The 19656-nt window shown below is 50.5% G+C and carries 27 protein-coding genes and 1 pseudogene; 1 reads left to right on the top strand and 27 read right to left on the bottom strand.

Translation table 11 applies throughout. The features are described from left to right. Positions 1–31 precede the first annotated feature (31 nt). Entirely contained in the window at positions 32–1240 is a 1209-nt protein-coding gene (locus tag P1X16_RS17250) for an anhydro-N-acetylmuramic acid kinase (RefSeq protein ID WP_277231445.1), read from the top strand. Here P1X16_RS17250 and P1X16_RS17245 read toward each other — a convergent pair whose 3' ends face one another. From P1X16_RS17245 to rpsC, 27 genes and pseudogenes are all read right to left on the bottom strand, one after another. Further along, on the bottom strand, positions 1241–1708 hold the full coding sequence (locus P1X16_RS17245) for a hypothetical protein (protein ID WP_277231443.1): 468 nt from the start codon (positions 1706–1708) through the stop codon (positions 1241–1243). Between the two features lie 150 nt (positions 1709–1858). Further along, on the bottom strand, positions 1859–5419 hold the full coding sequence (locus P1X16_RS17240; protein WP_277232969.1) for a CARDB domain-containing protein: 3561 nt from the start codon (positions 5417–5419) through the stop codon (positions 1859–1861). A 191-nt stretch (positions 5420–5610) separates the two neighbouring features. After that, complete coding sequence (locus P1X16_RS17235) at positions 5611–5907, bottom strand: septum formation initiator family protein (protein WP_245119650.1); 297 nt, start codon at positions 5905–5907, stop codon at positions 5611–5613. 191 nt (positions 5908–6098) lie between these two features. Further along, positions 6099–7370 carry a phosphopyruvate hydratase gene (gene eno / locus P1X16_RS17230; protein WP_277231441.1) on the bottom strand — a complete coding sequence of 424 codons (1272 nt, stop codon included), beginning with the start codon at positions 7368–7370 and terminating at the stop codon, positions 6099–6101. A gap of 231 nt (positions 7371–7601) precedes the next feature. Then, positions 7602–8204, bottom strand: coding sequence for a 50S ribosomal protein L17 (gene rplQ, locus P1X16_RS17225; protein ID WP_277231439.1), 603 nt, complete (start codon positions 8202–8204; stop codon positions 7602–7604). 175 nt (positions 8205–8379) lie between these two features. Further along, positions 8380–9369, bottom strand: a complete 990-nt coding sequence (locus tag P1X16_RS17220; RefSeq protein WP_277231437.1) for a DNA-directed RNA polymerase subunit alpha — start codon at positions 9367–9369, stop codon at positions 8380–8382. Positions 9370–9514: 145 nt separating this feature from the next. Then, complete coding sequence (rpsD, locus tag P1X16_RS17215; protein ID WP_277231435.1) at positions 9515–10120, bottom strand: 30S ribosomal protein S4; 606 nt, start codon at positions 10118–10120, stop codon at positions 9515–9517. 130 nt (positions 10121–10250) lie between these two features. Further along, positions 10251–10643, bottom strand: a complete 393-nt coding sequence (gene rpsK / locus P1X16_RS17210) for a 30S ribosomal protein S11 (protein ID WP_022822149.1) — start codon at positions 10641–10643, stop codon at positions 10251–10253. Positions 10644–10713: 70 nt separating this feature from the next. Continuing rightward, positions 10714–11091 carry a 30S ribosomal protein S13 gene (rpsM, locus tag P1X16_RS17205; RefSeq protein ID WP_022822148.1) on the bottom strand — a complete coding sequence of 126 codons (378 nt, stop codon included), beginning with the start codon at positions 11089–11091 and terminating at the stop codon, positions 10714–10716. Between the two features lie 26 nt (positions 11092–11117). After that, positions 11118–11234, bottom strand: coding sequence for a 50S ribosomal protein L36 (rpmJ, locus tag P1X16_RS17200; protein ID WP_044003233.1), 117 nt, complete (start codon positions 11232–11234; stop codon positions 11118–11120). A 9-nt stretch (positions 11235–11243) separates the two neighbouring features. Beyond that, entirely contained in the window at positions 11244–11462 is a 219-nt protein-coding gene (gene infA, locus P1X16_RS17195; protein WP_022822146.1) for a translation initiation factor IF-1, read from the bottom strand. 4 nt (positions 11463–11466) lie between these two features. Then, a complete protein-coding gene (gene map, locus P1X16_RS17190) occupies positions 11467–12237 on the bottom strand; it encodes a type I methionyl aminopeptidase (RefSeq protein WP_277231426.1) in 771 nt (256 codons plus the stop codon). 6 nt (positions 12238–12243) lie between these two features. Then, positions 12244–13563: a preprotein translocase subunit SecY gene (secY, locus tag P1X16_RS17185; RefSeq protein WP_245119654.1), complete on the bottom strand. Its 1320-nt coding sequence runs from the start codon at positions 13561–13563 to the stop codon at positions 12244–12246. A 13-nt stretch (positions 13564–13576) separates the two neighbouring features. Then, on the bottom strand, positions 13577–14023 hold the full coding sequence (gene rplO, locus P1X16_RS17180) for a 50S ribosomal protein L15 (protein ID WP_277231424.1): 447 nt from the start codon (positions 14021–14023) through the stop codon (positions 13577–13579). Between the two features lie 12 nt (positions 14024–14035). After that, positions 14036–14215: a 50S ribosomal protein L30 gene (gene rpmD / locus P1X16_RS17175; protein ID WP_277231422.1), complete on the bottom strand. Its 180-nt coding sequence runs from the start codon at positions 14213–14215 to the stop codon at positions 14036–14038. A 6-nt stretch (positions 14216–14221) separates the two neighbouring features. After that, the gene (rpsE, locus tag P1X16_RS17170; protein ID WP_277231420.1) at positions 14222–14794 is read right to left on the bottom strand and encodes a 30S ribosomal protein S5; all 573 of its coding nucleotides are present in this window, start codon (positions 14792–14794) and stop codon (positions 14222–14224) included. Positions 14795–14798: 4 nt separating this feature from the next. Next, positions 14799–15149 (bottom strand): 50S ribosomal protein L18, encoded by a 351-nt coding sequence (gene rplR / locus P1X16_RS17165; RefSeq protein WP_022822140.1) that lies wholly within the window; start codon positions 15147–15149, stop codon positions 14799–14801. Between the two features lie 9 nt (positions 15150–15158). Further along, positions 15159–15713 carry a 50S ribosomal protein L6 gene (gene rplF, locus P1X16_RS17160; protein WP_277231417.1) on the bottom strand — a complete coding sequence of 185 codons (555 nt, stop codon included), beginning with the start codon at positions 15711–15713 and terminating at the stop codon, positions 15159–15161. Positions 15714–15729: 16 nt separating this feature from the next. Then, a complete protein-coding gene (gene rpsH, locus P1X16_RS17155) occupies positions 15730–16128 on the bottom strand; it encodes a 30S ribosomal protein S8 (RefSeq protein ID WP_277231415.1) in 399 nt (132 codons plus the stop codon). A 195-nt stretch (positions 16129–16323) separates the two neighbouring features. Continuing rightward, on the bottom strand, positions 16324–16593 hold the full coding sequence (gene rpsN / locus P1X16_RS17150) for a 30S ribosomal protein S14 (RefSeq protein WP_022822137.1): 270 nt from the start codon (positions 16591–16593) through the stop codon (positions 16324–16326). After that, positions 16586–17152 (bottom strand): 50S ribosomal protein L5, encoded by a 567-nt coding sequence (gene rplE / locus P1X16_RS17145; RefSeq protein ID WP_277231411.1) that lies wholly within the window; start codon positions 17150–17152, stop codon positions 16586–16588. The genes rpsN and rplE overlap by 8 nt, the downstream gene beginning before the upstream one ends. Before the next feature lie 21 nt (positions 17153–17173). Next, a pseudogene (gene rplX, locus P1X16_RS17140) lies at positions 17174–17434 on the bottom strand (50S ribosomal protein L24); the annotation flags it as partial. A 3-nt stretch (positions 17435–17437) separates the two neighbouring features. After that, on the bottom strand, positions 17438–17806 hold the full coding sequence (rplN, locus tag P1X16_RS17135) for a 50S ribosomal protein L14 (protein WP_022822134.1): 369 nt from the start codon (positions 17804–17806) through the stop codon (positions 17438–17440). A 1-nt stretch (position 17807) separates the two neighbouring features. Continuing rightward, positions 17808–18098, bottom strand: a complete 291-nt coding sequence (rpsQ, locus tag P1X16_RS17130; RefSeq protein ID WP_206981617.1) for a 30S ribosomal protein S17 — start codon at positions 18096–18098, stop codon at positions 17808–17810. A 3-nt stretch (positions 18099–18101) separates the two neighbouring features. Beyond that, positions 18102–18314, bottom strand: coding sequence for a 50S ribosomal protein L29 (rpmC, locus tag P1X16_RS17125; protein WP_277231406.1), 213 nt, complete (start codon positions 18312–18314; stop codon positions 18102–18104). Position 18315: 1 nt separating this feature from the next. Next, the gene (gene rplP / locus P1X16_RS17120) at positions 18316–18741 is read right to left on the bottom strand and encodes a 50S ribosomal protein L16 (RefSeq protein WP_022822131.1); all 426 of its coding nucleotides are present in this window, start codon (positions 18739–18741) and stop codon (positions 18316–18318) included. Between the two features lie 37 nt (positions 18742–18778). After that, positions 18779–19651: a 30S ribosomal protein S3 gene (gene rpsC / locus P1X16_RS17115; protein ID WP_277231403.1), complete on the bottom strand. Its 873-nt coding sequence runs from the start codon at positions 19649–19651 to the stop codon at positions 18779–18781. Positions 19652–19656: the final 5 nt, after the last annotated feature.

Here is a 19656-nt window from a genome sequence, read left to right as displayed (position 1 = left end):
CTGCTTGCCGGTAGTAAACGGCACAAAACGCATGAATCTGCACCTTGCTCGTCTTTATCAGATTGCTCAACAGCCTACTCGGCGCATTATCGGGTTAATGTCGGGCACCTCACTAGATGGGCTGGATGTGGCGCTGTGTCAGGTGCGCGGCCACGGACTGAATACACAGTTAACCCTAGAACGTTTCACCACGGTACCATATGATGATGACGTGCGCTACCGAATCCGGCAGGTGTTCGCAGGCAATCAGGTGAGCCTGGAATACCTGACGCTGCTGCATCCCTGGCTTGGTGTCCTTCACGCGGATATGGTACTAGCCTGCTTGCGCGAGTGGCACATTGAACCCACCGCCGTCGACCTAATTGCCAGCCATGGTCAGACCATTTACCATGCGCCCTACCACCAGCACCAACGCCCCGACTTTTCGCTCAATGCTACCCTGCAACTCGGTGACGGCGACCATATAGCCGTGCGCACCGGCATTATTACCATAAGCGACTTCCGACAGAAACACCTGGCTGCCGGCGGTGAAGGCGCCCCGCTAGCCGCCTACGGTGATTATCTGCTACTCAGTAGCCCTGAAGAAGAGCGTCTGCTGCTTAACCTAGGTGGTATTGCCAACTTCACCTACCTGCCTCGCACTGGCCAGGATGCTAGCACGGCCTTCAGCACTGATACCGGACCCGGCAATACTTTGCTCGATGCCACGGTGCGTGCCCAACGCCCTGGCTTAGCCTATGACGAAGATGGCCGCTTGGCAGCCGCAGGCCAGGTGCACCAGGAATTGCTGAACACCTTACTCGATCATCCTTTCTTTGCTGCTGCCCTACCCAAAACCACTGGCCCCGAATTATTCGGACCAGCCTATTTGCAGGAGGCACAGGCGCAAAGCAGCACCTCAGATTTGAAACTAGAAGATCTGCTTACTACCCTTACCGAACTAAGCGCTGTGGGCGTAGCAAGAGCTGCCATTCAGGCCTTTGGTAGCGAGCCGGCCTTGGCGGTATATGCGAGTGGCGGTGGAGCGCATAATCCTGCTCTGTTGGAGGCCTTGCGGCGGCACTTGCCAGGTTGCCGCTTCGCTACAACCCAAGAGCTTGGCATTTTGCCCGATGCCAAGGAAGCCATCTTGTTTGCTGTGTTAGCCAATGAAGCTGTGGCCGGGCAGCCGATTTCCATCGGTACCGGGCGGCAACGGGTACCCGCCGTGACAATGGGTAAGATTTCCTGGCCCGGCTAATTAGCGCACGGGAGCAGCCAACGGTATTAACCCGAAGCTTAGCACCTGCCGGGCCGTGGAGTCACGAAACGTCACATCGAGCTGCACGCGAGGCCGGGCAGTTAAGGTATCGGCCTTGAACATGAAAGCTACAAACGACTGGGGCGCTTGTCCGTCGCGGAGACGAAAGCCAAGCTTGTACAGGTCGATGGCAGGCCCAAAACGTCGGCCCTGCTCATAAAGAGGCTGGGCTACAGCTCGAAACCGAGCGGGTGTAAGGGCTGAGCCCACCTCGGGGGCAAGCATACGATGGGCGGCATCAAACTCCCCGCGCAATACGGCCAGCAAAAACTGCCGTGCCGCCTGTATCTGCGTGATACGCGGCGCGGGCGTTTCAGCACCCAATGGCCCACTTGCTAGCAGTAGCCATATGACAACTAGCAACCAACGAGGACTAATGGCAAGGTGCGGCAAGCGGGTCTGCTTCATAAACGGCAGGTAGTTCATTTTCTAACTCGACTGGCTTGCTCGTTGTTCCTTCAACGCAGATCGGCGGTGAGTGGCTGGTTCTCTCGAACACAGCTACCCACCGCCGATACTCAGCTTCACGAGAAGCTCTAGGTAATGCTACCCGCTGCGTTACTCAACTACAATACGCCGAGTGGCATTGAGCCCTGCACCAGTCAGGCGCAGGACGTATATACCGGGACGTAGCGTGTGCGTATCGAAGCTAACTGGGGCCATCCGGCTGTTAAGCGTTAGTTGCTGCTGGCTTATCTGCCGGCCGAGAGCGTCATATAGGCTTAAATTGGCTGTCTTGCCGTTGCCAGCACCTGCCAGCTGCACCGTAAGGCTCTTGCCAATTGTGGCAGGGTTTGGGAATACACTCAACGTCAAGCCCGCTAGCTGCTCGTCGCGCGTACCTTGCACAACACCAACCGTTAACGCGCGAGTAGCTACGTTGTTGGTTTCGTTGGCTTCTGAAATATCATTCACGTGGTCGGCTACAAACAATATATGGTAGGTACCAGATGCTATGTTGGCCGGAACAATAAGCGAAGTGCCCATTGGTTGTGAAGAACTTGGGCTGAGCAGTCCAGCCTGAGAATTACCAAGGAAAATATCATTGGCGCTGAACGCTACATCCGTTGAGAGATAATAGCCTACGGCGCTCTGTGGAGCTGTGGAATTGCCTTGATTGTTTAGCATACAGCTAGCTGAAATGATACCGCCGGGCATCACGGCACTACTGGAAAGAGCTGCCTGCGTAATCATCAAATCGGGCAGTATCGGCGCTGAAATGAACAAGCTGGTAAACGTGACGTTGTTGGTTTCGCTGATTTCCGTAACGCTGTTCTGCGGATCAGCCACGTACAATATGTAGTAGTATCCCGTTGTTGAGACGGAGCTAGGAATAGTAACCTGCGCGTTACGCGTAGCCGACTGGTTGAATGGCAACGCACCACCCGTCACGCTACTCAACAGTATGTCCGAAGCATCCAAGGTCGTGTTGGTTGAGAAGTAATAGCTCAACGTGCTGCTAGTGGCCGTTACGCTTCCCTGATTCCTGATCGAGGAGAAAAGCGTTATGTTGCTGCCAGTCGTTGCGGAGGTCGGGTTGCTTGCGGAGAGCACCGGCACCAAATCAGGCAATGCGGCCGGCACAACGCACGACACAGTTGCTTCAAATCCGTTATCTACCACACTGAAGTCAGTATTGAATTGCAGGGTAAGTGCTCCGGTGCTGTTAGTGGCCGTAATAGTGCCCGGATTAGTGTAGTAAGTACCAATTATGGGCGACGAAGTAGTAGGGCCATCATAAATAGTCAGACGGTCACAGCACTGCTCAACGGAAAATGAGTTGAACACTAGCTGAATCTTGCTGCCTGCCGTACCCGGATTGATTACCAGACTACCGTAGGCGCCATTGTTGTAAATTCCGGTACCACCATGGTCATACACCGTCGTGTTGCAGGTAGTAATGGTAGCCGTGCCTGAATACGGCACCACGATTCCATTGAAGGGTGCCGACACGGTAAAGGACAGTGCTACCACGTTGTTATTCTCATTGGTTTCATTCACCAAGGCAGTATGATCGGCTACATACAGCAGGTAGTAGCTGCCGGGCGTTGTACCAGACGGAATTAAAAGGTTAGCTGAGCGGCTGCTATAGTCATTGGCCGACAGATATCCACCCGTTGTAGAACCCAACAGTACATCATTAGCACTTAGCACATTATCAGTGGAGAGATAATACCCCACGTTACTGCTCTGTGTGGCAGAGTTACCTTGATTGTTGATGGTAACAAAAGCATTGAAGGGTATACCAGCTCCAGCTGAACTTTGCGACACGCTTGGCTGCGTCAACTGTAAGTCGATACCAGGAGCTACAATGTTGAGCGTGGTGCTGGTAGTGTTATTGTTTTCGTTGGTTTCTGCCACCGAGTTCTGGTAATCGACTACGAAGAACACATAATAGGCACCAACAGCAGTGCCAGCAGGAATGGTAATACTCCCCGAACGATAATTGGAATTGTTGCCCGCAAGGACACCACCTACTGTGCTACCCACGAGTATATCATTAGAGCTTAACACATTATCAGCGGACAAGTAATATCCCACGCTAGATGAAGCAGCACTGCTATTGCCTAAATTGTAGACGTAGCTATTGGTGGTAACACTACTGCCTGGCAGCGCGGAGCTATTATTCAGATAAGGCTGCTGAATCGTTAGATCTATAGTGGGCGCTAGTACGGTAAGCACGATGCTGCGCACGTTGTTGGCTTCATTGGTTTCCGTTACGGCATTTTGATCATCAGCAACGAATAGCACGTAATAGGTGCCTGGAGTAAGCGTACTCGGCACCGTAAACTGTGGGTAAACCGTGGAACCCTGGTTGGTTGTCAGCTGCGACACTGCATTAGCTACCAGCAATTGGTCATTAGAACTCAACGTGGCATCAGTAGAAAGGTAAACGCCCGTGTTGCTGGTGTTGGCCGTTGTGTTGCCTTGGTTGAAGATGTAGGCGCTAGCACTAATAAAAGCCCCGGGTACCACCGTGTTCTGGCTAAGCTGCGCTGTTTGCACCACTAAATCAACGCTTGGTGCCGACACGGTAATGGATACTGCCGCTACGTTGTTTGTCTCATTGCTCTCATTTACCACGTTTTGGTAGTCCGCAGCAAACAAGATGTAATAATTGCCGGGTGTGGTGCCAGGTGGTACGTTGGTTGTAGCGCTACGGTATTGGCTGAAGCTAGGCGTCAGTTGCCCACCAAAAGAGGATGTAAGCAGCTGGTCGTTGGAATCAAGAGTAATATCCGTGGAAAGGTAGTAGCCTACGCTACTGAAATTGGCAGTGGTATTACCCTGGTTTACTATCGTGCACGACAAGCTCAGTGAGTTGCCTGGTGCCGTATTAGGGGTATTGACGCTGGTTTGCTGAACGACCAAGTCTGTACTTGGTGGTACTACGTTCAGGGAGATGCTAGCAACGTTGTTGTTTTCATTGCTCTCGTTTACTACGCCCAAGTAATCAGCTGCAAAGAGCAAATAATAGTTGCCCGGTGGCGTGGAAGCTGGCACAGGCAATGTCGCGGAGCGGTACGACGACTGGTTGCTTCCTAGCATACCACCCACTGAGTTACCTAGCAGCACATCATTGGCACTCAGGATAGCATCCGTCGATAAATAATACCCTACACTGCTGCTGTTAGCGGTTGCTCCTGACAAATTGTAAACTGTGCAGTTCACTGACAAAGAGTTACCGGGTGCAACAGCTAATGGCTGTGCGGAGGCGCCTTGAATAGCCAAATCAGCTTGTGGAACCGACGTAACGCAGGCAATAGTTGCTGCAAACCCGTTGTACTGAACAGTGTAATCACTGCTAAAGCGCACTGTAAGCGTGCCAGCAGCGGTAGTGGCATAAACAGTTCCTGGACTTTGGGAATCATAAGTTCCTATCAAAGTAGCTGCTGTGTTGGAGCCATCGTAGATAGAAAGCCGATCAAAGCTCGTTTCAACATTAAATGATGTGAACTCGAGGCGAATTTTGTTGCCAGCTGTCGCAGGGACCAACGTTATTGTACCATCAGCGTTGGCAGAGTAAGTACCATTTGCGCCACCATCATCGTAAAGTGTTCCTCCACAAGTGGTAATAGTAGTTGAACCATTAGCTGGTAATTGATACGTCTGAGACATGGCCGGTAACGCCAAAATCAATAGCAGCAACAGGTTTCCAAACGACATGGACAGTCGTTTGAGTAAGAAGTAAAGTTGGGGCATACAGTAACTGAAAGAGATAAAATGAGAAAGCCAGCCCTACGCTCTTGCTTTAAGAGCGGGCTGGCAAAAAGAATAAGCAAGAAAAATGCGCCGGCTGGCGCAAAAGGCTAATTTTCCTCTTGGTGAGGCACCAGAATAAATACGTCTTCACTAGGGCGTTTCATAATATACCGCTCGCGGGCAAACTTCTCTAGTAGCTCAGGGCTACTAAGCAACTCGGCCCGCTCTTTTTTCACTGTCTCTATATTCTCTAAATAATAGTTACGCTCGGCCTGCAGTTCCTGCAGCTTAGCATACATATCATATTGTTTTACGAAGTCGTTAGCATCAAATACCAGCATCCACACCAGAAAGCTAACGCCCACATAAAAGTAAAAGCTGCGTAGGAATCCGGGAATGCGCATAACGGTACTACTTTTCAAGGCCCAAATATAGAAGCAATTATTGTAGATTTACAAGATAGCAGCTTTCTTTTATTTGCCGCTTTTCTATCTTGTTATCTACCCTTTTCCTTACCTGAACGAAATAAAAACGGTCCTGTTGCTGAGCAGCAACAAGACCGTTTTTTACACTATAGACCAAGCTGCTTGTTGATCTACATTTTGCGGCCAGGAAAGTAGGCTACTTCACCTAATTCCTCCTCGATACGGAGCAACTGGTTGTATTTGGCCATACGGTCAGAACGTGAGGCAGAACCCGTCTTAATTTGACCAGTGTTCAACGCTACTGCCAAGTCGGCAATGGTGTTGTCCTCTGTTTCGCCCGAGCGGTGGCTCATGATGCTCTTATAGCCGTTGCGGCGACCTAGGTTTACAGCATCAATGGTTTCGGTAAGCGTACCAATCTGGTTTACCTTGATAAGGATAGCATTGGCAATCTTCTCGTCAATACCGCGCTGCAACCGGTTTACGTTGGTTACAAACAAATCGTCTCCTACTAGCTGCGTGGTAGAGCCAATACTATCTGTCAACGCTTTCCAGCCAGCCCAGTCGTCCTCGTCCATGCCATCTTCTATGCTGATGATTGGATACTTCTTGGTCCAGTCGGTCCAGTAAGCCACCATTTCCGAAGAGGTCAGCTTGTCGCCCGTGCTTTTCTTGAAGTGGTACACTCCATCTTCATAGAACTCGGAAACTGCAGCGTCCATGGCAATCATTACGTCTTCGCCCGGACGGTACCCGGCCGTTTCGATAGCCTGCAACACAATCTTGATAGCGTCTTCGTTGGATTTGATGTTGGGGGCAAAACCACCTTCATCACCCACGTTCGTGCTAAAGCCTTGCTTCTTCAGTACGTTCTTGAGGTGGTGGAAGATCTCAGTACCCCAGCGTAGCGCCTCCGAAAAAGAAGCTGCACCTACGGGCATGATCATGAACTCCTGGAAGTCAATTGAATTGTCGGCGTGCGAGCCACCGTTCAGGATGTTCATCATGGGCACAGGTAGCGTGGTCGCCCCTACCCCACCCACATAGCGGTAGAGTGGCATACCAGCCTCTTGTGCAGCCGCGCGGGCAATAGCCAAAGAGGCACCTAGGATGGCATTGGCACCCAAGTTTGCCTTGTTTGGCGTTCCATCGAGTTCCAGCATGATCTTATCAAGCAGGCCCTGTTCAAACACCGAAAAACCAATCAGTTCTTCCGCAATCTGGCTGTTTACGTTCTCAACTGCTTTGAGCACGCCTTTGCCCATGTACATGCTCTTATCGTCGTCGCGCAGTTCTACGGCTTCGTGTTTGCCGGTGCTGGCACCCGAAGGAACAGCCGCACGGCCTACCGTACCACTGTCGGTAGTTACGTCCACTTCCACGGTTGGATTGCCGCGCGAATCAAAAATCTGACGGGCATGAATGGCGGTGATGATGCTCATACTTGAAAGAATAAGGTTGGAAAGTTAGGAAGCGCGAAACGAGCCATTTGAATAGCTCGACAAATACACATCGTTTGTGGCGGCAAGGTAAGGAATTCAGAAAACAGCCAATTCAGTTTTACCACCTTTTGCCTTAATCCTATAGCATCCTATCAATCATCAAGCTTTATCCAAACAAAAAGGGACGTACCAAACGGCACGTCCCTTCCTTATTTGAAACAAGCACTCAGACTACGAAGCAGACTCTTCGTCTTTCTTCTCGTCACGAGTTTCACCTTCTTTCAGCGTGTCGGTAGCGGTATCTTCAGGAGCAGCTACCTCCGTGGTTGGAGCAGCAACAGGAGCGTCAGTTACTACTTCAGCCGACGATTGGCCTTCGCCAGCCGTAGCCGTGGTAGCTTTCTTCTTGCCACGCGAACGACGGGTGGTAGTAGTCTTTGTGTCGCTAGCATTCTTCGCTTCCAACAACGTTTCGTTGTAGTCTACTAGCTCGATAACGCACATTTCAGCATTGTCACCCAAGCGTGATTCGCTCAGCTTGATAATGCGAGTGTACCCGCCAGGACGATTAGCAATTTTAGCTGCTACGTCACCGAACAGTTCTTTCAGGGTTTCCTTGTTCTCCAATACCGAAAACACCGTACGACGCGAGTGAGTCGTATCGTTCTTGGCTTTGGTGAGCAGGGGCTCTACGAATTGACGTAGAGCTTTGGCTTTCGCTACTGTAGTCGTCACACGCTTGTGCATGATCAGAGACGAAGCCATGTTCGACAGCATAGCATTGCGGTGCGAAGCTGTGCGGCCGAGGTGGTTGATGGTTTTACCGTGACGCATAAAAAGAAAAAAAGTGTGGGCTTGCGAACGACGACCACGGCGGAAAGCAGGCGAGTCGCACTACCTTCTCATTAGAACCGCCGCCCCTTGGGCTCACTGATGAAAAATATTAAGGGCAAAAAAAGGTGCTCTTCCCACAGGCTAAAGCCATCTTAGGAAGAGCACCAGTAAAAATCTATTCTTCGTCGAGCTTATACTTGCTCAAATCCATGCCGAAGTTCAAGCCTTTTTCCTCTACGAGGTTTTCCAGCTCGGTCAGCGACTTCTTACCGAAGTTGCGGAACTTCATCATGTCCGACATATCCAGCTGCACTAAGTCACCGAGAGTCTTGATGTCGGCGGCCTTGAGGCAGTTGTAGGCACGTACGCTTAGATCCATATCTGCCAATGGCGTCTTCAGAACTTTGCGCATGTGCAGCGTTTCTTCATCCACGGTCTCCTCTTCTTCAGCCTTAGCCGTCTCGAAGGTCATGGTGCTGTCAGAGAACAGCATGAAGTGTTGAATCAAAATATTAGCAGCGCCTTTCAACGCTTCTTCCGGGTGAATGGAACCGTCCGTATGAATCTCGATGAGGAGCTTCTCGTAGTCGGTTTTCTGTTCCACACGGGTATTCTCGATGCTGTACTTCACGTTCTTGATAGGTGTGAAGATAGCATCGATTGCAATCTGCCCGAATACTTGGTCGGTTGGCTTGTTCTCCTCAGCAGGCACATAACCACGGCCTTTCTGAATTGAGAATTCAAATTCAAGCTCCACCGAAGGATCGATGTTGCAGATAACGAGGTCTGTGTTCAGAACCTCGAAACCGTTGGTGAACTTGTTAATGTCACCAGCAGTAAACGTTTCTTGGCCTTTGATGCGAACGGTGATTTTGTCCTCTATAGCATCACTGACCTTCTTGAAGCGCACCTGCTTCAGGTTGAGGATGATTTCGGACATGTCCTCAATCACACCCTCAATGGTCATGAACTCGTGCAGAACGCTGCTGGTGCGAACCGACGTGATGGCGTAGCCCTCCAGCGACGACAGCAGGATACGGCGCAACGCGTTGCCGATCGTGACGCCGTAGCCTTTCTCCAGCGGTTTAAATTCAAACGTTCCGTAGAAGTCGTCGGATTTCTCCATCACTACCTTCTCCGGCATTTGAAAAGCTAAGATTGACATAAGTTGGGGCGGTTTTAGTATTGAGTAATGGGTATTGGATATTGAGGCTTAGAGAAGCTCTCAGTACCCACTACCCAATACTTGAATCCATTTAAAGAAAGTCGAAGTAAACAAGCGGCTTGCACTAACAAGCCTACTTCCAAAATTACTTCGAGTACAACTCGACGATAAGCTGCTCCGTGATTTTCTCCGGAATCAACTCACGCGAAGGAGCGCTGATGAACTTACCAGCCATTTCCTTGCCGTCCCATTCCAACCACGAAAAAGCGCGAGCATTACGGGCGCTCAAGCTAGTTGTAATAGCTTCCAGCGACTTAGACTTCTCACGTACTGCCACGATGTCGCCAGCGCGGAGCTTGTAAGAAGCAATGTTCACGACTTCACCATTTACGGTAACGTGCTTGTGTAGTACAAGCTGACGGGCAGCACGACGGGTCGTAGCAATGCCCAAACGGTATACAGTATTATCGAGGCGTGATTCCAGCAAAGCCAACAAGTTGTCACCGGTGATGCCGGGCATAGTAGCTGCTTTGTGGAACAGGTTCTCGAACTGCTTCTCGAGCACGCCGTACATATATTTAACTTTCTGCTTCTCCATCAACTGGACAGCATACTCGCTTTGTTTCTTGCGACGACCACGACCATGCTGGCCGGGAGGATAAGCTTTCTTGGTGAGTGCCTTGCTTGGGCCGAAGATCGGCTCACCAAAGCGACGGGCAATCTTGGTTTTTGGACCGGTATAACGTGCCATTTCGGGTTTGTTGAGTTTTGAGGGGGTTGAACTGCGCGTGTCGGGCTTCTCAGATGTGCCTTACCAGATAGAAAAGACGCATCAGAAACCCGACACCGGAGGCAAACACTGTGCTTGCCAGTTCAGATAATTATACGCGACGACGTTTGGGAGGACGGCAGCCATTATGGGGCAGCGGCGTCACGTCCTTGATGGTCGTTACCTCAATACCCACGTTACCCAGCGTACGGATAGCAGACTCACGGCCAGCGCCCGGACCTTTAACAAACACTTCGGCTTTACGCATGCCTAAGTCATGTGCTACTTTACCGCAATCGGTAGCAGCCATCTGTGCAGCGTAAGGCGTATTTTTCTTGGAGCCACGGAAGCCCATCTTACCAGCAGAGGCCCAAGAGATAACTTGGCCATTGTTGTTGGTGATGGAAATGATGATGTTGTTGAACGAAGCCTTGATGTGTACCTGGCCTACTGGCTCAACAACGACAACGCGCTTCTTGGCTTTGTCTTTTCTTTTTTGTGCCATTTGGTTATCGCGAAAATGAGCGGAAGGTGTTGACTCTCATCTTAAGACAGGAGCCGATTCCCACTACGTTTTATTTAGTAGCCTTCTTCTTGCCAGCAACGGTCTTGCGCTTGCCCTTACGGGTACGCGAGTTGTTCTTGGTACGCTGACCACGAACAGGCAGACCTTTGCGGTGACGCAGACCTCGGTAGCAACCGATGTCCATGAGGCGTTTGATGTTCAGCTGCACTTCTGAGCGCAGCACACCTTCGGTCTTGAATTCAGCAGCAATCACGCCGCGGATTTCGCCAGCCTCTGCTTCAGTCCAATCTTTCACCTTCTTGTTCAGGTCAACGCCTGCTTTGGTGAGGATCTGCTGAGCAGAAGGACGGCCAATGCCGAAAATGTAGGTCAGCGCGATTTCGCCGCGCTTGTTATCTGGGATATCTACCCCTGCAATACGAGCCATGTGCTTTATTAAAAAGTCTGGTGCTACTACCCTTGACGCTGCTTATAGCGTGGGTTTTTTTTGTTGATGACGTAGAGTTTGCCTTTGCGGCGGATGATTTTGCAATCAACACTACGCTTCTTGACGGACGTTTTGACTTTCATGTCGTCGGTTTATTTGTAACGGTACACAATTCGTCCCTTCGACAGATCGTAGGGTGACATTTCTAATTTAACCTTATCTCCCGGCAAAATCTTGATGTAGTGCATCCGCATCTTGCCCGAAATGTGGGCAATCAGTTGGTGACCGTTCTCCAGTTCCACCCGGAACATAGCATTGGAAAGGGCTTCCAGGATGACTCCGTCTTGCTCAATGGAAGTTTGTTTGGCCATAAGGCTACTGTAAGGCTTTTTCTATGTATTCGAAGGAGGTAAGAATCTCCGCTTTATCTTTTCGTACTACTACAGTGTGCTCGAAATGCGCTGAAGGCTTGTAGTCTTTGGTCCTGATGGTCCAGCCATCTTTCTCTTGTACTACATCTTTCTTCCCTAGATTCACCATTGGTTCAATGGCAAGAACTAAACCGGTCTGTAACTTCAGTCCCGAACCACGTTTTCCGTAATTAGGTACCTCTGGCCGCTCGTGCAATTTCTTACCAATTCCATGACCGACTAGTTCCCTGACCACACCATAACCTTGTTTTTCAACGTGGTTTTGGATAGCATAGCCAACATCACCCATCCGGTTGCCTGCTACTGCCTTCTCTATACCGAGATACAGTGACTTCTTAGTTTCCTCTAGAAGTTGAAGCACTTCTGGATCTACCTCCCCAACTGGATAGGTGTAAGCACTATCAGAATGGTAACCATTAAGCAACACCCCTGCGTCAACCGATATAATGTCTCCGCTCTTAAGGGTATGGTCTCCAGGGAAACCATGCACTACAACCGAGTTAGGAGAGATACAGAGACTATAAGGGAAATCATTATAGCCTTTGAATGAAGGTTGTCCGCCATGGTCACGAATGAATTCTTCCGCTCGCTTGTCTAGCTCACGTGTAGTTATTCCTTCCCGAATCATGCCCGCAACTTCTCCGTGGGCTTGAGCGAGCACTTTGGCGCTTGCTCGAATGAGTTCTATTTCCTCCTCAGTCTTGTAAACAATCATGACTGATTAAGAAGCCATTGCTATGTTCTGAGAACGACCACGCAGCTTGCCTGTTTTCATCATGCCGTCGTAATGACGCATCAGCAGGTAGCTTTCCACCTGGTTGAGCGTATCCAGTACTACACCTACCATAATGATAAGCGAGGTACCGCCATAGAAAGCCGAGAAAGGACGAGTCACGCCAGCTAACAGAGCAAGCGATGGGAAAATTGCAATCAATGCTAGGGCAACCGCACCAGGCAAAGTGATATGGGTTAGCACCTCATCAATATACTCTGAAGTATCACGACCAGGCTTGACACCAGGCACGAAACCACCGCTACGCTTCAGGTCATCCGCAATTTGATTAGGATTAACGCTAATAGCTGTGTAGAAGTACGTGAAGACAATGATGAGTGTAGCAAAGACTAAGTTGTATTGCCACGATGTGTAATCCGAAAACTTCACGCCGATATAGCTAGCCGTTTCACTGTCGTTCTGCCAAACTGAGGCAAGAATAGCAGGCACGAACATCAACGACTGAGCGAAAATGATCGGCATTACACCAGCTGCATTCACCTTCATAGGAATGAACTGACGCTGTGCGTTCAACTGCGCAGTGCTACCTACTTGCTTGGCATACTGAACCGGAATTCGGCGTACAGCCTGCGTCAGCACGATAACTGCCATTACCACTAAAAACAAGACAACTAGTTCAATCAAGAAGATCAATGAACCGCGCATGCCTTTAGCAGCCGCCTCACCGATAATAGCACCTGGCAGACGTGAGACAATCCCGATCATGATGATCATGGAAATACCGTTGCCAATACCCTTATCAGTGATCTTTTCACCTAGCCACATGCAAAACAGCGTCCCGGCCGTAATTATCAACATCGTAGTGATGGTGAAAAATGTACCAGGGCTGATAATAGCGTCAGCATTGATGGTGGCAATAAAGCCGACCGACTGCGCCATTACAATAGGAATGGTGAGAATACGCGTATACTGATTGATCTTCTTCCGGCCCGACTCTCCTTCTTTTTGAAGCTTCTGGAAGTAGGGCACTGCTATCGTAAGCAATTGCAATACAATGGAAGCCGAGATATAAGGCATAATACCCAAGGCAAAGATGGAAGCATTGCTGAATGCACCGCCAAGCAGCGTATCCAGAATGCCAAACACCCCTGATGCACCTCCCGTTTTCAAACGAGTTGCATCGACGCCCGGCAGCACCACGAAAGAACCTAACCGGTATATGGCAATGAAGAAAAGCGTATTGAAGATCCGCATACGCAGATCTTCAATCGCAAAAATGTTCTTGATCGTAGTGATGAACTTGTTCATTGCCAGTCTTGCTTTACAGCGTCACAGCTTTGCCCCCAGCTTTTTCGATAGCCTCAACAGCTGATTTCGAGAAAGCGTGAGCGTGAACTTCCAAAGCCTTCGTGATTTCACCACGACCTAAAACTTTGATCTTAGCGCTTTTCGAAGCCAGACCAGCTGACACGAAGAATGCACTGTCAAGCGTAGTAACAGAACCGTTTTCAGTTAAGCCAGCTAATACGTCTAGATTAACTGCTTTGTACTCGATCCGGTTAATATTCTTGAAACCGAACTTAGGTACGCGGCGCTGCAATGGCATCTGACCGCCTTCGAAGCCCGACTTTTTGGAATAGCCCGAACGGGACTTTTGGCCTTTGTGACCGCGCGTCGAAGTGCCGCCACGGCCGGAACCCGTACCACGGCCAAGACGCTTGTTGTTGCGCGTTGAGCCCTCGGCGGGTTGGAGATTACTGAGATTCATGGTCGGGATATCCTAGAGTGCGGTTACTTCCAACAAGTGCTGCACTGCAGCTACCATACCAGCTACTTGAGGAGTGTTTTCCACCGCCTTAGTGCTGCCAATTTTACCAAGACCAAGGGCCTTGATTGTGCGCTTCTGACGCTCAGGGCGGTCAATAACGCTTTTGACGAGTTTGATTTGGATCTGCGCCATCGTTACTTAACCATTAAAAACTTGGGCGAGAGTAATGCCACGAGCCTGTGCAACTTGCATAGGATCACGCATTTTTAACAGAGCATCGAAAGTAGCCTTTACTACGTTGTGGGGATTCGACGAACCCTTTGACTTAGCCAGTACGTCCTTAATACCTGCGCTTTCAAACACAGCGCGCATAGCACCACCGGCAATTACACCAGTACCTGCTGCTGCTGGCTGTACCAACACAAAGCCACCAGAGTATTTACCTTCCATTACGTGAGGCACAGTGTGCTTGTAAAGGGGAACGCGTACTAGGTTTTTCTTTGCGTCGTCGATGCCTTTAGCAATAGCGTCGGTAACTTCGTTGGCTTTACCAAGGCCGTAGCCTACAGTACCGTTGCCATCACCTACTACTACAATGGCCGAGAAGCTGAAGCGACGACCACCCTTTACTACTTTTGCTACGCGGTTGATAGCTACTACCTTCTCTTTCAGATCAGATTCGCCGGCACGGGGAGCTTGTTGCTGCTCACGGTTGCCACCACGTTCACGGTTTTGGCCTTGGCCGCCGCGGTTGTTGTTGTCTTGGGCCATATTCTTAGAAATTGAGGCCGCCTTCGCGGGCTCCTTCTGCCAATGATTTTACGCGGCCGTGGTAGAGATAACCGGAACGGTCAAATACCACTTTCGAAATTCCTTTTCCTGTAGCACGGGCGGCAATTTCTCTGCCGACTGCGGCGGCGAGGGCGACTCCGTTGCCCCCTTCCACCGAAACGTGCTTCGAGGAAGCAGACGCCAACGTGTGGCCGGTAGTGTCGTCAATAATCTGAGCATAGATGCCCGTATTGCTGCGAAACACCGACAAACGTGGACGCTCGGACGTGCCAGCCACCTTTGTGCGGATGATGCGCTGGATCCGTTTTCTTCTAGTTGCTTTATCGAAAGCCATGATCTGTTATTATTTCGAAGCTGTTTTACCAGCCTTACGACGAATCTGCTCACCCACGAAGCGCACGCCTTTGCCTTTGTAAGGCTCAACTTTGCGCAACGAACGAATCTTGGCGGCTACTTGACCAAGCAGTTGCTTATCGATGCTGTTTAAAGTAACGATAGGGTTCTTACCTTTCTCAGTTACAGCGGTAGCAGTTACTTCCTTTGGCAGAGCCAAGAAGATGTTGTGCGAGTAACCCAAAGACAATTCGAGCGTAGTACCAGCCATTGCGGCTTTGTAACCTACACCCACCAGTTCCAGCTTATGCTCAAACCCGTTGCTAACACCTTGGATCGAGTTGTTAAGCAGCGAACGGTACAAACCGTGCATCGCCTTATGGCGCTTCTGCTCGGTTGGACGCTCAACTACCAACTGACCGTCGGCTTGCGTAATGGTGATGTCGCGGTCAACTGGAACTAACAAAGTGCCTTTAGGGCCCTTTACAGTTACTTGATTTTCTTTGCTCACTTCAACCTGAACACCGGAGGGCAGGCTGATGGGCAGTTTACCAATGCGTGACATATCTAGTTCTTGTCGATTAGTAAACGTAGCACAGCACTTCGCCGCCCACGTTCTCGGCTTTAGCTTCTTTTTCCGTCATTACTCCTTTCGAAGTAGAGAGGATAGCAACACCCAAGCCGCTGAGTACACGAGGCATGTTGTCAACGTGTGCGTATTTACGCAAACCCGGCGTGCTTACACGCTCCAGCTTTGTGATGGCAGGCTGCTTGGTAGCAGGGTTGTACTTCAGCGCGATTTTGATCGTGCCTTGTACTGCAGCATCGTCAAAACGGTAGCTCTGAATGTAGCCCTTCTTGTAGAGCACCTTCGTAATTTCCTTTTTGATGTTGCTGGCCGGAATCTCTACAACCCGGTGGTTTGCCTTAATGGCATTGCGCACCCGGGTCAGGTAATCGGCAATCGGATCTGTATTCATTTCAGGGTAAAAAAAGAGGCGCCCTTTTTTAGGGAGCCGCAAAGATATGAAAAATTTCACCGCCGCCGAAAGCGGCAGTGAAATTTTCGTTTAAGACTTCTTGGCTCGTCTTTGCGGGAGCGGCCAATGGTTTCTCTCGGCAACCTGCCAAGTATTGTTGCCTTTAGCGTGAGCTAAGAAGCAACAGGTAACAAATTACCAGCTGGACTTTGTTACGCCGGGGATTTTGCCAGCCAATGCCATCTCGCGGAAGCGTACACGGCTGATGCCGAACTTACGCATATAACCACGAGGGCGGCCGTCGATCAAGTCACGATTGTGCAAGCGCACAGGCGACGAGTCACGGGGTAGTTTGTCTAGACCCTCGTAGTCACCAGCAGCTTTCAGCGCTTTGCGCTTCTCAGCATAGCGGGCAACTAGGGCGATGCGCTTACGCGCTCTTGCTTTTGCTGATTCCTTAGCCATTGTTGTCTTGCTTCTTGGCGTTAGCGAAAGGCATTCCGAAAGCGCGTAGCAGCTCGTAGCTCTGCTCGTCGTTTTCAGCGCTGGTTACAAAAGTGATATCCATACCCGAAATCGACTTGATCTTGTCAATCGAAATTTCAGGGAAAATGATTTGCTCCTTAACGCCTAGGGTATAGTTACCGCGGCCGTCGAAGCCTTTATCATTGATACCTTTGAAGTCACGAACGCGGGGCAGAGCTACCGTCAAAAGACGGTCCATGAACTCATACATCCGCTCACCACGCAGCGTTACGCGGGCACCGATTGGCATACCTTCGCGCAGTTTGAAGTTCGAAACTGAACGCTTGGCGATGGTAGGAACTGCTTTCTGGCCAGTAATAGTCGAAAGCTCATCCACACCATTGTCTACCAGCTTCTTGTCGGCTACAGCAGCGCCAATACCGCGGTTGATGCAGATCTTGGTGATGCGTGGTACCTGCATGATGCTCTTGAACTGGAATTTCTCCTGGAGCGCCGGTATTACTTCTTTTTGATATTTCTCTTTGAGTCGTGCTGCCATTGTCGTCGTACCGAATTAGGCTTTAGGAGCTTCCACTGCCTTCACGTTGCTCACGTGAATACCAGCTTCGATCTTGGTGATGCCACCCTGAGGATTCTTTGCACTTGGTTTGTTGTGCTTAGTAACCAGGTTCAGGCCTTCTACGATAACACGCTCCGTGGTACGGTTCACCGACTTGATAACGCCGGTTTTGCCTTTTTCATCACCGGCGATAACCAAAACGGTATCACCAGTTTTCACGTGCAGTTTCGCAGGCTTTTTGTCTTTGGTCTTCGTTGCCATTGCTTAGAGAACTTCAGGAGCGAGCGAAACAATCTTCATGAACTGCTTTTCACGCAGTTCGCGGGCTACTGGGCCGAAGATGCGGGTACCGCGGGGCTCATCGTTATTGTTGAGCAGTACCGCAGCGTTGTCGTCGAAACGAATATAAGAACCGTCCTTACGGCGAATCTCTTTCTTCGTGCGAACTACAACTGCTTTTGATACAGTGCCTTTTTTAGCGTTGCCGGAAGGAATAGCCGACTTGATTGCAACTACAATCTTGTCGCCTACGCTAGCGTATTTCTTGCCTGTGCCACCGAGGACACGAATGCAAAGAACTTCTTTGGCGCCGCTGTTATCAGCGACGGTCAGACGGGATTCTTGCTGTATCATCTTACTTGGCGCGTTCTACAATTTCAACCAATCTCCAGCGCTTGTTCTTGCTCAATGGGCGAGTACCCATGATGCGAACTGTATCGCCTTCGCCACATTCGTTATTCTCGTCATGAGCCATGAACTTGGTCGACTTGGTAACGAACTTACCGTAGATCGGGTGTTTCATTTTGCTCTCCACCATTACGGTGATGGACTTATCCATCTTGGCGGAGGTAACGCGCCCGATGATTTCTTTGCGCAGATTCCGCTCAACGGCGGAGGTTGCCTGCTGCTCTTCGTTGCTTGCCATCGTTTAGTTAGCAGTGTTAGTAGCCTGCTCGTTCTTCCGACGGGTCTGCTCAGTCAGCAAACGGGCGATGTTCTTGCGGCTAGTTTTCAAACGACCTGGATTCTCCAATGGCGAAATAGCGTGCGCGAAACGCAGCGATTGACCATTAGCTCTTTCGGTCTTGATTTGTTCGTTCAGGGCCTCGTCCGAGAGGGCCAGGATTTCAGTGTTCTTCATCTTACTTGCTTTCTACGTAGTCGCGACGAACAACAAACTGAGTCCGAACTGGCAACTTCTGAGCAGCCAGACGGAGCGACTCCTGAGCCACTTCCAGCGATACGCCGTCCGATTCAAACATGATGGTACCAGGCTTCACGCAGGCTACCCAATACTCGGGCGAACCTTTACCCTTACCCATCCGCACTTCAGCAGGCTTCTTGGTAATTGGCTTGTCTGGAAAAATACGGATCCATACTTGCCCTTCACGCTTCATAGCGCGGGTCATGGCGATACGGGCAGCCTCAATCTGGCGAGCCGTAATCCAAGCCACTTCCAACGACTTGATAGCGAAGGAACCGAAGTCTATGGAGCTGCCGCGGAAGGCGAGACCTGTCACGCGACCCTTTTGCATCTTGCGATACTTGGTCCTTTTCGGTTGTAACATGAGATATTAAAATTGAAATTCAGAAGAAGGAAAAGGACTAGCGACGTGGAGCACCGCCACCACGGTTGCCGCCACCAGCAGGACCGTTACGACGAGGGCCAGCGTTGCCGCCGCCACGGTTGTCGCCACCACCACGGTTTTCACCGCCACGGTCGCCACCACGGTCACGACGTGGGCCACGGTCACCTCCACGGTCGCCACGCTCACCACGTGGGCCACGGTCATTGCCACCGCGAGTTTCAGTGCCTTGGTTAGCTGGAACCTGATTTGGAGAGAGGTCAGGCTTGCCGAACACTTCACCACGCATAACCCATACCTTGATGCCAATTTTGCCATACACGGTCTGAGCTTCCGACAAAGCGTAGTCAATATCAGCGCGCAACGTGTGCAGCGGCGTACGACCTTCCTTGTACTGCTCGGAACGGGCAATTTCAGCACCACCCAAACGGCCACCGCACTGGATCTTGATGCCTTCGGCACCAACACGCATTGCAGCCTGGATAGACATCTTCATGGCACGACGGAACGAGATACGAGCCTGTAGCTGCTGAGCAATGCTCTCCCCTACTAGCTTGGCGTCAAGTTCCGGACGCTTAATTTCGAAGATGTTGATCTGAACGTCTTTGCTGGTGATCTGCTTCAGCTCGTCCTTGATCTTGTCAACCTCAGCGCCACCTTTACCGATTACCACACCCGGACGAGCCGTGTTGATAGTGATAGTGATGCGCTTGAGGGTACGCTCGATAACGATGCGGCTAATGCCACCTTTCGGGATACGAGCGAGAATATATTTGCGGATTTTTTCGTCCTCAACCAATTTGTCGGCAAAGTCCTTGCCGCCATACCAGTTCGAGTCCCATCCTTTGATGACGCCTAAACGGAAGCCAACCGGATTTACTTTCTGTCCCATAGTGC

Origin of the sequence: Hymenobacter sp. YC55 (genome assembly GCF_029433095.1) — a bacterium.
Lineage (GTDB): Bacteria > Bacteroidota > Bacteroidia > Cytophagales > Hymenobacteraceae > Hymenobacter.
The sequence above is the reverse complement of the archived record's forward strand: the minus strand, read 5'-3'. Positions and strand labels throughout refer to the sequence as shown.

Coding starts and splice junctions, on each gene's coding strand:
- P1X16_RS17250 (WP_277231445.1), top strand. CDS start 32: ATGAATCTGCACCTTGCTCGTCTTTATCAGATTGCTCAACAGCCTACT.
- P1X16_RS17245 (WP_277231443.1), bottom strand. CDS start 1,708: ATGAAGCAGACCCGCTTGCCGCACCTTGCCATTAGTCCTCGTTGGTTG.
- P1X16_RS17240 (WP_277232969.1), bottom strand. CDS start 5,419: ATGTCTCAGACGTATCAATTACCAGCTAATGGTTCAACTACTATTACC.
- P1X16_RS17235 (WP_245119650.1), bottom strand. CDS start 5,907: ATGCGCATTCCCGGATTCCTACGCAGCTTTTACTTTTATGTGGGCGTT.
- eno (WP_277231441.1), bottom strand. CDS start 7,370: ATGAGCATCATCACCGCCATTCATGCCCGTCAGATTTTTGATTCGCGC.
- rplQ (WP_277231439.1), bottom strand. CDS start 8,204: ATGCGTCACGGTAAAACCATCAACCACCTCGGCCGCACAGCTTCGCAC.
- P1X16_RS17220 (WP_277231437.1), bottom strand. CDS start 9,369: ATGTCAATCTTAGCTTTTCAAATGCCGGAGAAGGTAGTGATGGAGAAA.
- rpsD (WP_277231435.1), bottom strand. CDS start 10,120: ATGGCACGTTATACCGGTCCAAAAACCAAGATTGCCCGTCGCTTTGGT.
- rpsK (WP_022822149.1), bottom strand. CDS start 10,643: ATGGCACAAAAAAGAAAAGACAAAGCCAAGAAGCGCGTTGTCGTTGTT.
- rpsM (WP_022822148.1), bottom strand. CDS start 11,091: ATGGCTCGTATTGCAGGGGTAGATATCCCAGATAACAAGCGCGGCGAA.
- rpmJ (WP_044003233.1), bottom strand. CDS start 11,234: ATGAAAGTCAAAACGTCCGTCAAGAAGCGTAGTGTTGATTGCAAAATC.
- infA (WP_022822146.1), bottom strand. CDS start 11,462: ATGGCCAAACAAACTTCCATTGAGCAAGACGGAGTCATCCTGGAAGCC.
- map (WP_277231426.1), bottom strand. CDS start 12,237: ATGATTGTTTACAAGACTGAGGAGGAAATAGAACTCATTCGAGCAAGC.
- secY (WP_245119654.1), bottom strand. CDS start 13,563: ATGAACAAGTTCATCACTACGATCAAGAACATTTTTGCGATTGAAGAT.
- rplO (WP_277231424.1), bottom strand. CDS start 14,023: ATGAATCTCAGTAATCTCCAACCCGCCGAGGGCTCAACGCGCAACAAC.
- rpmD (WP_277231422.1), bottom strand. CDS start 14,215: ATGGCGCAGATCCAAATCAAACTCGTCAAAAGCGTTATTGACCGCCCT.
- rpsE (WP_277231420.1), bottom strand. CDS start 14,794: ATGGCCCAAGACAACAACAACCGCGGCGGCCAAGGCCAAAACCGTGAA.
- rplR (WP_022822140.1), bottom strand. CDS start 15,149: ATGGCTTTCGATAAAGCAACTAGAAGAAAACGGATCCAGCGCATCATC.
- rplF (WP_277231417.1), bottom strand. CDS start 15,713: ATGTCACGCATTGGTAAACTGCCCATCAGCCTGCCCTCCGGTGTTCAG.
- rpsH (WP_277231415.1), bottom strand. CDS start 16,128: ATGAATACAGATCCGATTGCCGATTACCTGACCCGGGTGCGCAATGCC.
- rpsN (WP_022822137.1), bottom strand. CDS start 16,593: ATGGCTAAGGAATCAGCAAAAGCAAGAGCGCGTAAGCGCATCGCCCTA.
- rplE (WP_277231411.1), bottom strand. CDS start 17,152: ATGGCAGCACGACTCAAAGAGAAATATCAAAAAGAAGTAATACCGGCG.
- rplN (WP_022822134.1), bottom strand. CDS start 17,806: ATGATACAGCAAGAATCCCGTCTGACCGTCGCTGATAACAGCGGCGCC.
- rpsQ (WP_206981617.1), bottom strand. CDS start 18,098: ATGGCAAGCAACGAAGAGCAGCAGGCAACCTCCGCCGTTGAGCGGAAT.
- rpmC (WP_277231406.1), bottom strand. CDS start 18,314: ATGAAGAACACTGAAATCCTGGCCCTCTCGGACGAGGCCCTGAACGAA.
- rplP (WP_022822131.1), bottom strand. CDS start 18,741: ATGTTACAACCGAAAAGGACCAAGTATCGCAAGATGCAAAAGGGTCGC.
- rpsC (WP_277231403.1), bottom strand. CDS start 19,651: ATGGGACAGAAAGTAAATCCGGTTGGCTTCCGTTTAGGCGTCATCAAA.